Origin of the sequence: Pseudoclavibacter sp. RFBB5 (assembly GCF_002931555.1) — a bacterium.
GTDB lineage: Bacteria > Actinomycetota > Actinomycetes > Actinomycetales > Microbacteriaceae > Pseudoclavibacter.
The window spans coordinates 861,136-875,188 of the sequence record NZ_PSTZ01000007.1 but is presented as its reverse complement, the minus strand read 5'-3'; the positions used below and the strand labels follow the sequence as shown (position 1 = coordinate 875,188).

13 protein-coding genes and 1 tRNA gene are annotated in these 14,053 nt (G+C 68.7%); 10 read left to right on the top strand and 4 right to left on the bottom strand.

Translation table 11 applies throughout. The features are described 5' to 3' along the window. The first annotated feature begins 104 nt into the window (after positions 1–104). The gene (locus C5B97_RS12110; protein ID WP_104312264.1) at positions 105–1,421 is read left to right on the top strand and encodes a S1C family serine protease; all 1,317 of its coding nucleotides are present in this window, start codon (positions 105–107) and stop codon (positions 1,419–1,421) included. On the opposite strand, the gene C5B97_RS12105 is transcribed toward C5B97_RS12110, so the two are convergent. After that, a complete protein-coding gene (locus C5B97_RS12105; RefSeq protein WP_104312263.1) occupies positions 1,418–2,314 on the bottom strand; it encodes a hypothetical protein in 897 nt (298 codons plus the stop codon). The two genes, C5B97_RS12110 and C5B97_RS12105, sit on opposite strands and share 4 nt — an antisense overlap. Before the next feature lie 130 nt (positions 2,315–2,444). On the opposite strand from C5B97_RS12105, the gene C5B97_RS12100 reads away from it, so the two are divergent. From C5B97_RS12100 to C5B97_RS12090, 3 genes are all read left to right on the top strand, one after another. Then, positions 2,445–3,500, top strand: coding sequence for an ABC transporter ATP-binding protein (locus tag C5B97_RS12100; protein ID WP_306455467.1), 1,056 nt, complete (start codon positions 2,445–2,447; stop codon positions 3,498–3,500). Then, positions 3,476–5,047, top strand: coding sequence for a hypothetical protein (locus C5B97_RS12095; RefSeq protein WP_104312262.1), 1,572 nt, complete (start codon positions 3,476–3,478; stop codon positions 5,045–5,047). Before C5B97_RS12100 ends, C5B97_RS12095 begins: the two co-directional genes overlap by 25 nt. 78 nt (positions 5,048–5,125) lie before the next feature. Then, entirely contained in the window at positions 5,126–5,416 is a 291-nt protein-coding gene (locus tag C5B97_RS12090; RefSeq protein ID WP_104312608.1) for a DUF3039 domain-containing protein, read from the top strand. Positions 5,417–5,511: 95 nt separating this feature from the next. On the opposite strand, the gene C5B97_RS12085 is transcribed toward C5B97_RS12090, so the two are convergent. Continuing rightward, a complete protein-coding gene (locus tag C5B97_RS12085) occupies positions 5,512–6,852 on the bottom strand; it encodes a nicotinate phosphoribosyltransferase (RefSeq protein WP_104312261.1) in 1,341 nt (446 codons plus the stop codon). 90 nt (positions 6,853–6,942) lie between these two features. Here C5B97_RS12085 and murI point away from each other — a divergent pair, with 90 nt between their 5' ends. The 3 genes from murI to rdgB are packed head-to-tail and all read left to right on the top strand — an operon-like array spanning position 6,943 to position 9,190. Next, positions 6,943–7,776, top strand: a complete 834-nt coding sequence (gene murI / locus C5B97_RS12080) for a glutamate racemase (protein WP_104312260.1) — start codon at positions 6,943–6,945, stop codon at positions 7,774–7,776. Between the two features lie 59 nt (positions 7,777–7,835). After that, positions 7,836–8,567, top strand: a complete 732-nt coding sequence (gene rph, locus C5B97_RS12075; protein WP_104312259.1) for a ribonuclease PH — start codon at positions 7,836–7,838, stop codon at positions 8,565–8,567. Beyond that, positions 8,564–9,190, top strand: a complete 627-nt coding sequence (rdgB, locus tag C5B97_RS12070) for an RdgB/HAM1 family non-canonical purine NTP pyrophosphatase (protein WP_104312258.1) — start codon at positions 8,564–8,566, stop codon at positions 9,188–9,190. Before rph ends, rdgB begins: the two co-directional genes overlap by 4 nt. Positions 9,191–9,297: 107 nt before the next feature. Here rdgB and C5B97_RS12065 read toward each other — a convergent pair whose 3' ends face one another. Both C5B97_RS12065 and C5B97_RS12060 read right to left on the bottom strand, forming a co-directional pair. Further along, a complete protein-coding gene (locus tag C5B97_RS12065; protein ID WP_104312257.1) occupies positions 9,298–10,674 on the bottom strand; it encodes an aspartate aminotransferase family protein in 1,377 nt (458 codons plus the stop codon). A gap of 141 nt (positions 10,675–10,815) precedes the next feature. Then, positions 10,816–10,897, bottom strand: a tRNA-Leu gene (locus tag C5B97_RS12060). A gap of 123 nt (positions 10,898–11,020) precedes the next feature. Here C5B97_RS12060 and C5B97_RS12055 point away from each other — a divergent pair. The 3 genes from C5B97_RS12055 to C5B97_RS12045 all read left to right on the top strand — a co-directional run bounded on the left by C5B97_RS12055 (position 11,021) and on the right by C5B97_RS12045 (position 14,052). Beyond that, entirely contained in the window at positions 11,021–12,250 is a 1,230-nt protein-coding gene (locus C5B97_RS12055) for a CpaF family protein (protein WP_104312256.1), read from the top strand. A 159-nt stretch (positions 12,251–12,409) separates the two neighbouring features. After that, on the top strand, positions 12,410–13,117 hold the full coding sequence (locus C5B97_RS12050; protein ID WP_258068192.1) for a type II secretion system F family protein: 708 nt from the start codon (positions 12,410–12,412) through the stop codon (positions 13,115–13,117). Beyond that, entirely contained in the window at positions 13,114–14,052 is a 939-nt protein-coding gene (locus tag C5B97_RS12045; RefSeq protein WP_104312255.1) for a type II secretion system F family protein, read from the top strand. Before C5B97_RS12050 ends, C5B97_RS12045 begins: the two co-directional genes overlap by 4 nt. Position 14,053 lies beyond the last annotated feature (1 nt).

The following is a 14,053-nucleotide window of genomic DNA, read 5'->3' as shown; positions in this document are numbered from 1 at the left end:
CTCGAACTGCGACGTGCCGCGGAAACCAGAGCGTCCACTCCGCCTGCTCCCTAGACTGGCGCCACCGATGCGCCCCGACGCATGGAGCGAACGTCAGGATTCACATGCTCGACACACCTTCCCCTGCCGGCGCCGACGCGACGAGCGCCGACGCGCCCACGAAGGCTGCGCAGCAGGATGAGCATGGGCGGCACCGCGCGGGTGCCCACCTGCACTCCATCCACGACGATGCGCCCGTCGTGACTCGACGCATCGGGCTGCTGCTCGCGGCAGGCGTCGCCGTCGTGGCTGCGGTTGTCGGGGGTGTGAGCGGTGCGCTCATCACGGCGAATCTCATCGGCGAGCCCAACCAGGACGCGCAGCGTCTCACGCAGCCGCTCGGGTCCCCGAGCGAGCCCACGGCTCCGCTGCCGGGGGAGGCGAGCGGCGCGATCGCGTTCGCCGCTCCGAGTGTCGTCACGCTGACGGTCTCGACGCCGACCAGGACCGAGACCGGGTCTGCGGTCGTGTACTCGGGCGACGGCCTCGTCATCACCAACGCCCACGTCGTGACGCTCGACGGCACGGTCTCTGATGCGCAGATCACGGCGACGACCAGCGACGGTCGGGTCTTCACCACGAGCCGCGTCGGACTGGACGTGCTCGCCGATGTGGCCGTGCTGCGCTTGACCGGGGCAAGCGGTCTCCAGCCGGCCAGGTTCGCGGACTCCGACCAGCTGATCGTCGGGCAGTCGACGATCGTGCTGGGCGCGCCGCTCGGGCTCACTGGCACGGCGACGACCGGTGTCGTCTCGGCGGTCAACCGCAGCATCGAGATCGCGTCGGCGGCGGTCCCGCCGACGGTTGACGAGAACGCCGCGACCGATTCTCCGCTCAGCTCGACGGCCGATCCGGGCAAGAGCATCGTCCAGCTGCCCGTCATCCAGACTGATGCCGCCATCAACCCGGGAAACTCGGGTGGCGCGATGCTCAACGCGAAGGGCGAGGTGATCGGCATCAACGTCGCGATCGCCGGCACGAAGCCCGGCGGCCAGGGGCAGGCGGCCTCCAGCGGCAGCATCGGACTGGGGTTCGCGCTGCCGGCGAACTATGCGGTCCAGATCGCGGCGCAGCTCGCAGATGGCCAGACGCCATCGCATGGTGCGCTGGGCGCGACGGTCCGCAACGCGGCGACGGTCGCGACGAGCGGTCAGAGCATCGTGGGCGCCTACGTGGACAGCGTCGTGGAGAACGGTGCCGCCTCCCTCGCCGGTCTGCGTCGGGGAGACATCGTCACGTACATCGGCACGATCCCGGTGTCGAACGCCAACGACCTGATCGCGCACGTGCGCGTATACGAGGCGGGTGAGGATGCGACCCTGACGGTGGTCCGCCAGGGCGAGGTCATCGAGGTCGAGGTCTCGCTCGACGCTGCGGCCTAGGCCTCCCAGTCCTGGTTCTTGTCTTTCCCGAGGGTGAGGGCGAGCGGGACGCGGAAGAAGGAGAACGGCCCGCGCGTCAGCGCCTTGTGGTCGTCTCCGGTGTCGTCCTTGGGTGCGGCGTAGGTGGGGTGCAGTTCGATGGGGAAGCTGGAAGGTGCGACGCCGAACGCCTCGCGTGCGGTGCGGACGACCTCGTTGCTGAGCATCCGGTTGCCGGCTCCGCCGATGACGGCGCCGATGCCGAACGGGACGAGTCGTCCGACGGTGCTCGCCGACTGCCGCACGACGAACCTCTTGAGGAACATCGACTGGATGCGTCCGGACAGTTCGCCGACCATGGCGCGGGGGAGGCTCTTCGTCACCATCTCGCCCCAGAAGACCTGCTTGGTCGGGCCTTTCCCGAAGACTTGGCCCGCGAACTGCTGGATGAGGTTCTTGCTCGCTTTGCCGAGCATGAGCGACTGGATGAGGGTGCGTGCGCGGACGGGATCCGAGATGGGGAGGCCGTGGATCTCGGCGACCGCCTGCCCGAAGAGCGAGGTCATCTCGAGGAATCCGGCGGTCTCGACACCGGTGACGGCTAGTGAGGCGGCGGTTCCGACTCCGGGCACCATGGCGGCGGCACCGGCTGCACCGCCGCTGACGGTGGTCGCGTTGAGGTACTGCTGCTCGATCTTCTTGATGAGCTCGCTCGGCGTCGCGTCCGGGTACTTGCCACGGAGGATGCGGATCTGCCGGACCACGATGGGTCGCTGGATGGCCATGAGGCGGTCGAGCCAGATCTTGTCCTGTTCGCCGGGCGCCGCGCCGGTCTGCTCCTCGCGGGGCGGCAGGGGTGCGTAGGCGGTCGCGTCTGCGGCGTCGTCGAAGCGCTGCGTGCTGGAATCGGACACTTGACCTCCTCGTGGTGGCACCGCCCCGGTCTTGCAGAGGGCGACGCGAGCAGTGTATGAGGGGCCGCCTGGGGAGAGCTTGGAGCTGGCGCGGCGGCGCGCCACGCCGGATCGTTGGTACGGTTGAGCGATGTCTTCGAAGAGCTCAGACGTCGGCGATGGCACCGCCGACGATGTGAACGAGAGTGCTGCCAGCCCCGACGTGCCGGAGGGCGACGCGAGTCGACCCCAGCCGATCATGGTCGAGGCGATCGTCGTCGACGACACCGTGACCGTCTCCTCACTGGCAGAGGAGGCGACTGCGGAGCAGGAGACCGGCCTCCCGGCCGCCGTCAGGAACCCGGTGCTGGGTGCCGCGACCGCCGAGGGGCTCTCGACGATGACGCCGGTGACCCGCGTCACGGAGGCTCCGGATCGTGAACTCGGCGACACCGTCCTGTCGGTCAACGGGCTCACGAAGCGCTTCGGTTCGGATGTCGCGGTGAACGATGTCACGTTCGAGGTTCGTCGCGGCTCCTTCACGGGCATCGTCGGACCCAACGGTGCGGGGAAGACGACGACCCTGTCGATGGCGACGGGGTTGCTGAAGCCCACGAGCGGCAACGTGGAGGTCCTCGGCCTCGACGTGTGGAAGAACCCGAAGGCCGCGCATCCGCACATCGGCATCCTGCCCGACCGTCTGCGCCTCTTCGACCAGCTCACGGGTGGGCAGCTCCTCTACTACTCCGGACTCCTTCGGGGGTTGTCGCCTGCTGATTCGCGGGCGCGCACGGAGTCGCTGGTGCACGCGTTCGAGCTCGAATCGGCGGCGAACCGGCTGGTCGTGGACTACTCGGCCGGCATGTCGAAGAAGATCTCGCTCGCCGCGGCACTGATCCACTCGCCGGAGCTCCTGGTGCTCGATGAGCCGTTCGACACGATTGACCCGGTGTCGGCGGGACAGCTCATCGACATCCTCCTCGAGTACGTGCAGCGCGGCGGCACCGTGCTGCTGTCGAGCCACAGCATGGACCTCGTCCAGCGCGTCTGCGACCACGTCGCGGTGATCGTGCGGGGGGAGCTGCTCGCTTCCGGCACCGTCAGTGACGTGCGCGGCAACATCACGCTCGAAGAACGCTTCCGCGACCTGGTCCGCGGCACGCCACAGATGGAGGGGCTGGATTGGCTGGACATCTCCTTCAACTGAAGCTGCAGTCGATCCGCAACGGCGCTCGACGCGACTCGCAGCATCGGGGGGCGTGGATCGGCACGCTGCTGCTCTCGATCGCCCTCGCGGTCTTCGCGGTGCTCACGGTCGTCTCAATGCTGGATTCGGATATCGAGGCGAAGCGCGAGAGTGCGATCATGGTCGGCTCGCTCGTCACGATCGCGACCGGCCTCGTGAGCGTCTTCGTGACGCCTGTCGCGGCCATCGACCCTCGGTCGCTGACCGTCATGGGCTTCTCGCCCCGACGTTCTGCGTGGCTCGCTCTCGGGACCGCCTTCGTGAGCGTGCCGTCGTTCGCGATCACCATCGTCCTCCTCGCGGGTCTGCTGCTGTGGGCGAGTGCTGGCACGGCGCTCCTGGTCGGCGTGGTCGGGTCTGCAGTGGTGCTCGCGACGCTGGTCGTGCTCTCCCGCCTGGCTGGGCTCGTGGGCGAGGATCTGCGGGCCAGACGGCTTGTCAGCGATGCTCGCGCCGCCCTCGTCCTGGTGCTGCTCCTGCTCGCCTCGCCGCTCGTCTTCGTGGCCGTATCCGTCGACTGGCAGCTCGGTCAGCACGAGGCGATCAGCGCCGCGCTCGAGGTGCTCTCGCTGTCCCCGATCGCCGCACCGTGGGCCGCCGCGGCCAGCGCCGCCGGGGGAGACCTGCAGCTCGCGTTCGCGCAGCTCGGCATCGGAGCCGCGACCCTCCTCGTCCTGCTCGTCCTCTGGCAGGTCATCGCCGGTCGGGTCGCGTCGGCGGCGCTCGGCGGTGACGAGACCGAGCTGGTCGACCTCGGCGTGTTCGGTGCGTTCGGTCGGTCGCCGGCCCTCGTCGTCGCCGCCCGCACGGTCACGTACTGGATGCGCGACCCACGGTACGTCGTCGTGAACGTCTCGATCATCCTCATCCCGCTTCTCGCGCTCATCCCGCTCGCTGTCGTCGGCGTCGAGCCGAGGCATCTCGCGCTCCTGCCGCTGCCGCTGCTGGCGTTCTTCATCGGGTGGACGCTCCACAACGACCTCGCCTTCGACGGCTCGGCGGTGTGGATGCACGTGACGAGCGGCATGTCGGGGTTGTCAGACCGCTTCGGTCGCGCCCTGCCGACCCTGGTGTTCGGCTCAGTCGTCGTTCTGCTCGGTGCGGTCATCACGTGGCTGATCGTCGGCGACTGGGGCACGATCCTCGCGCTCGTCGGGCTCTCGCTCGGTCTGCTGTTCTCGGCGACCGGGTTCTCGAGCATCGGCAGCGTGCTGCACCCGTATCCGGTGGCGCGCCCGGGCGACTCGCCGTTCAGCCAGCCGGTCCGCTCCTGGGGGTCCGGCGTGTTCTGGCACCCGACGACTGGCTTCATCGCGATCCTGCTCATGGGCCCCGCCGTCTACGCGGGCCTCGTGGCGCTCAACGGCGGCGAGTCGTGGTGGAACTTCGTGGCTCTCGGCTGGGGTCTTGTCGTCGGGCTCCTCGTGCTGCTCGTCGGCCTGCTGGCAGGAGCTCGCCAGTTCGAGCGTCGTTCGAGCGAGATCATGGCCTTCGCGCAGAGCGCGTAGACCTCGGCTGTTCTTCGAGAGGCGTCACCGGGTCGTGCATCCGGTGACGCCTCCGTTTTGCGCTCTAAGATGTTCGGCATGACGTTCTCCAGCACCCCAACCGGCCCGGGTGGGCCAGACGAGACCGGCGGCGGCACGGCGATCCTCGACCGCGAGCTCGAGAAGCTCCTCAACGAGGAGCAGACCGACGACCCCGGCGACCACGACAAGTTCTCGCACTACGTGCGCAAGGAGAAGATCCTCGAGTCGGCAGTGACGGGAAAGCCCGTGCGCGCGCTGTGCGGGAAGAAATGGCTGCCGAACAGCAACCCCGACCGCTTCCCGGTCTGCCCGAACTGCAAGGCCGTGTACGAGAAGATGAAGGGCTGAGAACCCTCACCGGTGTCGTCGGCTTCTGCCGGATGCACAACGGCCGCGAACCCGGAGACGGGTCGCGGCCGTTGTGCGTGGTGGCGTGGCTGGAATCAGACCCAGACGGTCTCGCGGCCGTCCTGCTCGACGAACACGGTGGGCAGCGCCGCTTCACCGGCGTGGAGGCGGAGGGCACCGATCGGCAGCTCGTCGATGGCCGTTCGGTGGTGCTCGCGGGCGCGCTGCACGCCGGCCTCGCCGGTGAATTCATCGTTGATGACGCCGTCGACGACGAGGTCGACGAGCAGGGACCTGTCGCTCTTGTCGGAGACGGGTGGTGCGCCGATGCCGACGACCTCGGCTGCCGCCACGCCGTGCTCGTCGCGGCGGCGGACGGGGAACTTCTCGCCGCCGACGCTCGCCTTGCCAGCGGAGCGCTTCGCGACGGAGACCCAGTCGCCGTCTTCACCGCGGCGGGCGACGAGCTTGTAGACCATGCCGGAGGCGACGGCGCCGGAGCCGGTGACGACGCTCGTGCCGACCCCGAAGGAGTCGACCGGGCTCGCGCCGAGGCCGGCGATGGCGAACTCGTCGAGGTCGTTGGTGACCGTGATGCTCGTCTCGGTGTTGCCGAGCTCGTCGAGCTGCGCGCGCACCTCCGCGACGAGTGTGGGGAGGTCGCCGGAGTCGAGGCGGACGCCGCCGAGCTCGCGCCCCGCGACCTCCACGGCGAGCCGGACTCCTTCCCGGACGTCGTACGTGTCGACGAGGAGGGTCGTGCCTGCGCCGAGCGTCGCGACCTGCGAGGCGAATGCCTCGCGCTCGGAGTCGTGCAGGAGCGTGAAGGAGTGCGCGGCGGTTCCCATCGTCGGGACGCCCCAGCTGCGGCCCGCCTCGAGGTTGCTCGTCGCCTTGAAGCCCGCGATGTAGGCGGCGCGCGCCGCGGCGACGGCCGAGCGCTCGCCCGTGCGGCGTGATCCCATCTCGGCGAGCGGGCGTCCGCGGGCGACCGAGACCATGCGTGCTGCGGCGGAGGCGACGGCGCAGTCGTAGTTGTAGATGCTGAGCAGCAGCGTCTCGAGGATGACACCCTCGGCGAAGCTCGACCGGACCTCGAGGATGGGGGAGCCGGGGAAGTAGATCTCGCCTTCGCGGTAGCCGCGGATCGTGCCGGAGAACCGGTAGTTCGCGAGCCAGTCGAGGGTCTCGGGCGAGACGACGGAGTGCGCACGCAGGTGCTCGAGCTCCGCGTCACCGAAGCGGAAGTCGCGCAGCAGCTCGAGCGCGCGGCCCACCCCCGCCACGACCCCGTAGCGGCGTCCGCTCGGCAGTCGCCTCCCGAAGAGCTCGAAGACGCTGTCACGATCGGCGGTGCCCGCGTGGATCGCGGCATCGATCATCGTGAACTCGTACTGGTCGGTGAGGAAGCCGGTGGACGGGCGTTCGGAAGTCACCGCCCCAGCCTAGGCCCCACCGTGGGGAGCGCACGGGATCTCGGCGCGCGCATCCACGCTCGAAGGTGCCTGGGAGTAGACTCGGCACCCATGAGCGAGGCACCGATCGGCGTATTTGACTCTGGTGTCGGCGGGCTGACGGTGGCGAGGGAGATCCGGGCGCAGCTGCCGGGGGAGTCGCTCCTCTACGTCGGTGACACCGAGCACACGCCGTACGGACCGAAGCCGATCGCCGACGTCCGGCGCCTGTCGCTCGCGATCCTCGACGAGCTTGTCGAGCAGGACGTGAAGATGCTTGTGATCGCCTGCAACACGGCCTCTGCCGCCGTGCTGCGGGATGCCCGCGAGCGGTACGACGTGCCCGTCGTCGAGGTCATCGCCCCCGCCGTCCGCGCCGCCGTCAGCGCCACCCACAACAACCGCATCGGCGTGCTCGGCACCGAGGCGACCGTGTCATCTCGCGCCTACGACGACGCCTTCGCGGCGGCCCCTCACCTCGAGATCTTCTCGCAGGCCTGCCCGATGTTCGTCGAGTACGTCGAACGCGGCGACACGACGAGTCCCGAGCTCGTCCGCTACGCCGAGGAGTACCTCGCCCCCATCAAGGCAGCTGGCGTCGACACGGTGGTACTCGGATGCACGCACTACCCGTTCCTGAAGGGCGTGCTCGGCTACGTGCTCGGCCCGGGCGTCCGCCTCGTGTCGAGCGACGTCGAGACGGCCCAAGACGTGTACCGAGTCCTCGCCTCCAACGGGCTGCTCAACTCGAGCGGGCGCGACCCGCAGTACTCGTACCGCGCGACTGGCGAGAACACGGAGGCGTTCGTGAACCTCGCCGGCCGCTTCCTCGGGCCCGATGTGCGCCACGTCGAGCGCCTCATGACGGAGGCCATCAACCTGCCGCCGTCGATGCGCCGCGCCTGACGCATCCGCCCGCCAGCTCCCACCGCTTTCCCGTACCCATCAGACTCTTTGGAGGACCAATGACCGAAGCACGCGCAGACGGCCGCACCCACGACCAGCTCCGCCCCGTGACGATCGAGAAGGGCTGGAGCGAGCAGGCAGAGGGCTCTGCCCTCATCTCGTTCGGGAAGACGAAGGTGCTCTGCACGGCGTCGTTCACGCCCGGCGTTCCGCGCTGGCTGAAGGGCCAGGGCAAGGGCTGGGTCACGGCGGAGTACGCGATGCTCCCGCGAGCCACGAACGACCGCAACAGCCGCGAGTCGGTCAAGGGCAAGATCGGCGGGCGCACGCACGAGATCTCGCGTCTCGTGGGGCGCTCCCTGCGCGCCGCCGTCGACATGTCCGCGCTCGGAGAGAACACGATCGTCATCGACTGCGACGTGCTGCAGGCCGATGGCGGCACTCGCACGGCCGCGATCACGGGCGCCTACGTCGCGCTCGCGCAGTCCATCGAGTGGGCGAAGGCCAACAAGCATGTCCCCGCGAAGGCCAACGTGCTCACGCGCTCCATCGCCGCGATCTCGGTGGGCATCGTCGACGGCGTCCCGCTGCTCGACCTCGCCTACGTGGAAGACGTACGGGCTGGCACGGACATGAACGTCGTCGCGACCGGCGACGGCAAGCTCATCGAGGTGCAGGGCACCGCCGAGGGGCAGCCGTTCGACCGCGAGGAGCTCGACCGTCTCCTCGACATCGCCCTCGCGGGCACCGCGACGCTCACCGAGCTGCAGAACGAGGCGCTCAAGGCATGAGCGAGCCCGTCCGGGTCGTCCTCGCCTCCCACAACGCGCACAAGCTGGTCGAGCTGCGGCGCATCCTCGGCAACCAGCTCGACGGCATCGAGCTCGTCTCCTACGACGGGCCAGAGCCACGCGAGACCGGTCTGAGCTTCGAGGCCAACGCGCTGCTGAAGGCCCGCGCCGCCGCCGAGCACACGGGGCTCCCGGCGCTCGCCGACGACTCCGGCATCTCGGTGGACGTGCTGGGCGGGTCGCCCGGCATCTTCTCCGCCCGCTGGTCCGGGCCAGCGAAGGACGCCACCGAGAACCTCGAGCTGCTGCTGTGGCAGCTGAGCGACGTCTCGCATCCGCACCGCACGGCGCAGTTCGTCGCTGCGGCTGCACTTGTCGTGCCGGCCACAGCTTCATCGACGGGCGAGGAACAGAGCGAGGCCGTGCTGGGTGTGTGGCCCGGTCGCATCCTGGAGCAGCGGAGCGGGGACCACGGCTTCGGCTACGACCCGATCTTCCAGCCCGATGGGGCGGAAGGTTCGGCGGCCGACCTCACCGACGCGGAGAAGGACGCCTCGAGCCACCGCCGCCGCGCCTTCGACGCGCTCGCGCCCAAGCTGCGCACTGCCCTCGGCCTCGAATAGCGACTCGGGATGGGAAGCTCGCTTCGTGCTGGAGAACGTTCCAGCACGAAGCGAGTTTGCCATCCCGAGCTTTTCGGGTTGCCGTCGGTGACGACGACGAGCCCGTGTCAGAGGAGCGAGCTCGCCTCGGTGAGCACCCCTCGCAGCGTCTGCTCGATCTCGTCGAACTCGGCCTGGCCGATCGTGAGGGGCGGGGCGAGCTGGATGACGGGGTCGCCACGGTCGTCGGCGCGGCAGTACAGGCCTGCGTCGAAGAGCGCCTTCGACAGGAAGCCGCGCAGCAGGCGCTCTGACTCCTCGTCGTTGAAGGTCTCGCGCGTGTCCTTGTCCTTGACGAGCTCGATGCCGAAGAAGTAGCCGTCGCCGCGCACGTCGCCGACGATCGGGATGTCGAGGAGCTTCTCGAGGGCAGCACGGAAGTGCGGCGAGTTCTCCTTGACGTTCTGCGTGAGCCGCTCCTCCTCGAAGGTCTTGAGGTTCTCGAGCGCCACGGCCGCCGACACCGGGTGGCCGCCGAACGTGTAGCCGTGCGAGAACGACGTCTGGCCGTGCTTGAACGGCTCGTAGATGCGGTCGCTGACGATGGTGGCGCCGATTGGCGAGTAGCCGCTTGTCATGCCCTTGGCGCACGTGATCATGTCGGGCTGGATGTCGTAGGTCGTCGATGCGAACATGTCGCCGATCCGGCCGAAGCCCGTGATGACCTCGTCGGCGACGAGCAGCACGTCGTACTTCGTGCAGATCTCCCGCACGCGCTGGAAGTAGCCAGGGGGAGGCGTGAAGCATCCGCCGGAGTTCTGGACGGGCTCGAGGAACACGGCGGCGACCGTCTCGGGGCCTTCGAAGAGGATCATCTCCTCGATGCGGTTCGCGGCCCACTGGCCGAACTCGACGAGGTTGTCGCCGTGCTCCGGTGCACGGTAGAAGTTCGTGTTCGGCACGCGGAAGCCGCCGGGCGTGAGGGGCTCGAACATCGCCTTCATGGCGGGGATGCCCGTGATCGCCAGTGCACCCTGCGGCGTGCCGTGGTAGGCCACCGAGCGAGAGATGACCTTGTGCTTGGTGGGCTTGCCCTGCAGCTTCCAGTAGTACTTGGCCAGCTTGAAGGCGGTCTCGACGGCTTCGCCGCCGCCCGTCGAGAAGAAGACGCGGTTGAGGTCACCAGGTGCGTAGTCGGCGAGGCGATCGGCGAGCTCGATGGCGTTCGGGTGCGCGTACGACCAGATGGGGAAGAACGCGAGCTCGGCGGCCTGCTTGGCGGCGGCCTCGGCGAGACGCGTGCGGCCGTGTCCCGCGTTGACGACGAAGAGGCCGGAGAGGCCGTCGAAGTACTTCTTGCCCTTCGAGTCCCAGATGTGGTGCCCGTCGCCCTTGACGATGATCGGCACGCCGGCGCCGTCTTCCATCACGGACTGGCGCGAGAAGTGCATCCAGAGGTGGTCTTTCGCCTTCTGTTGCAGGTCGGCTTCGTTGAACTCGGTCATCGTCGATGCTCCTTCGCAGTGCTGGTACTGGAACCGTACCCGTTGGTCGGGGGAGACGGACCAGACAGTCTGTCGAGTCGGAGGAGCGTCGGACGCCGGAGCCGCGGATGCGTGAAAGCGCGCATCCCGGAGGAAGGACAGTGCGGAAGGCGGGACTTGAACCCGCACGCTCGAAAGCACAGGAACCTAAATCCTGCGTGTCTGCCAATTTCACCACTCCCGCGAGCACGGGCGAGCCCGCGCGCGGGAACCAGTCTAGAGCGGCGTCGGTGGCCCGCGAAACTTCGGCTTGCGGGGCCTGTGGATAACTTCTGCGGGGATTTCCGCTTTTCGCCATGCTGACGGCGTGAGCATCGCGGTAAGCACCATCACCGACCGAATCCGTCGTCGTGTCCTGCTCGAGGGCATCGACCTCGGCGGCGACCGTGCACGGGCCGCCGACATCGCACGGGAAGAGGTGCGCGGCTACGCCGAGGAGGCCCTCGGGTCCTCGTTGCCGCTCGTGCACGACGAGGAGTCGACGACGCGCGAGGTCCTCGCGCGGGTCACCGGCTTCGGCGTGCTCCAGCCGTACCTCGACGATCCGGAGATCGAGGAGATCTGGATCAACGCCCCGTCACGCGTGTTCGTCGCGCGCGGCGGCGTCCCCGAGCTCACGCCGACGGTCGTCCCCGAGGGCGACCTGCGCGACCTCATCGAGCGGATGCTCCAGTCGAGCGGCCGGCGCGTCGACCTGTCTTCCCCATTCGTCGACGCTTCCCTCCCCAACGGCGAACGCCTGCACGTGGCTGTGCCGGAGGTGACGCGCCGGTACCCGTCGGTGAACATCAGGAAGTTCACGCGCCGCATCCGTGATCTTTCTCACCTCGTCGAGCGAGAGGCGCTCACCGCCCAGGCGGCGGAGTTCCTGCAGCTCGCGGTCCTGGCCGGATGCAACATCCTCGTCTCCGGCGCCACGCACACGGGCAAGACGACCATGATCAATGCGCTCCTCTCCTCCGTGCGCAGCGAAGAGCGCATCGTCACCGTCGAGGAGACATTCGAACTCGATCTCGTCGCGCGCGACGTGGTCGCGCTGCAGTGCAGGCAGGCGAACCTCGAGGGCACCGGGGAGATCACCCTTCGCCGACTCATCAAAGAGGCGCTTCGGATGCGACCCGACTGGCTCGTGGTCGGCGAGGTGCGGGAAGCCGAGAGCCTCGACCTGCTGATCGCCCTCAACAGCGGTATGCCGGGCATGTGCAGCATCCACGCCAACTCGGCTCGGGACGCGCTCATCAAGCTGTCGACGCTGCCGCTCCTGGCTGGGCGCAACATCGACAGCGCGTTCGTCGTGCCGACGGTCGCCAGCTGCATCGACCTCGTGGTGCATCTGGAGATGACTGCCTCGGGGACTCGACACGTGGGCGAGATCCTCGCACCCACGGGTGTCGCCACGGGCCAGGTCATCGAGGCGGCGACGCTCTTCCGCCGCGGTCGCGGGCAGCTCGAATCCACGGGGTCACCGCCGCCACGCATCGCGAAGTACGAGGCGCACGGTCTCGATGCTGCTCGGATTCTGCGGAGGTCGCTGTGAACGTGCTGCTCGCGCTCGTCATGGGAGCGGGTGTCTCCAGCATCGTGAGTGCGTGGCTCTGGCCCCCGAGCGCCGAGCGCCGAGCGCGTCGAGGTCCGTGGCTCCCGCATCGACGACTTCCGCGCAGACTTGAGGCGCGCAGGCTTCGAACGTGTTCCGGTGGCCGTGTTCGCGGGCGCCGCCGTTGTCCTCGGCCTCACGCTCGGCGCCGCCGGACTCGCGCTCACCGGTGTGTTCGCTGTTGCTGTGCTGGCCTTCCTGGCGGGCTGCGCCGGTCCTTTCCTGATCGTCCGAATGCGTTCCGTGCAGCGGCGCAGCCGCAACCGTCTCGTCTGGCCGGATGTCATCGACCATCTCGTCGCTTCCGTCCGGTCCGGCGTCGCCCTGCCGGAGGGAGTCGCGAGCCTCGCGGAGTCTGGCCCGACCGTGCTACGAGAGGACTTCGCCGCCTTCACGAGGCAGTACCGCCTCACGGGAAGCTTCCGGGTCGCGCTGGACGACCTCAAGGAACGGCTCGCAGACCCAACCGCCGACCGCATCCTCGAAACACTCCGCATGTCCAGGGACGTCGGCGGTGCCGAACTCCCCACGGTGCTCAAGAGCCTCGGCAGCTACCTCCGTGAGGAGCAAGCGGTGCGCCACGAAGTCGAGGCGAAGCAGTCCTGGGTCATGAACGCCGCCAAGCTCGGATCCGCCGCACCCTGGATCGTCCTGCTCATGCTGGGCACGCGGCCGGAGGCCGCCGCCGCATTCAACAGCTACGAAGGCGCCGTCGTCATCCTCATCGGCCTCGGGACGACAGTCCTCGCCTACCTCGTGATGCTCCGGATCGCGAAGCTGAAGGACGACCGCAGGTGGTTCGCATGAACGAGACTCTCGGCTGGGCCGTCCTCTGCGGACTCGGTCTGGGCATCGGCCTCTGGACGATGCTCGCCGCCGTGCCCCGACTCTCCAGACCGAATCTCGCCGAACGCCTCGCACCGCACCTCCTCGACGTGTCGGCAGCCGCTCGCGCCGACGTGCAGAAGACCGCGACCGACCCGCTCCCCGTCCTCGGCACCCTCGCCGCCCCGCTCATGGCGAAGGGGCGCGCACTGCTCGGCGAAGTCCTCGGCGGCAACGACCGCATCATCGGCCAGCTTCGCCAAAGCGGCTCCTCCGCCAGCGTCGAACGCTTCCGAGCCGAACAGCTCACCTGGGGGCTGATCGCCGCAGGAATCGGACTCGCCGCCGCAGTGATGCTCGGCGTGACCCGAGGGATGCCGGTCATCGCTCAGGTCCTGCTTCCCCTCCTCCTCGGCGGCGTCGGAATCTTCGCCCGCGACCAGGTCCTCGGGCGTGCAGCGCACCGCCGGCATCGACAGGTGGCCAGCGAGTTCCCGACCGTGATCGAGTTCCTCTCCCTCAGCATCTCGGCCGGCGAGGGAGTCTTCGACAGCCTCAGGCGCGTCGCGAGCGTCAGCACCGGCGAACTGGCCAAGGAATTCGCACGCGTCGTCCACCACGTGAACACGGGCGTCTCGCTCGCCGACGCGCTCCACGAGATGACCAGGGGCGTCAAGTACCTGCCGCTCGACCGCTGCGTCGAGCACATGATCTCCGCACTGGAACGCGGCGCGCCCCTCGTCGATGTGCTCCGCGCTCAGGCAAGCGACGCCCGAGAGCTCGGGAAGCGTGAGCTCCTCGAAGCGGCGGGGCGGAAAGAAGTGCAGATGCTCGTCCCGCTGATCTTCCTCATCCTGCCCACCACCATCCTGTTCGCGCTCTACCCGGCAGTCTTCGTGCTCCGCACGAGCTTCTAGA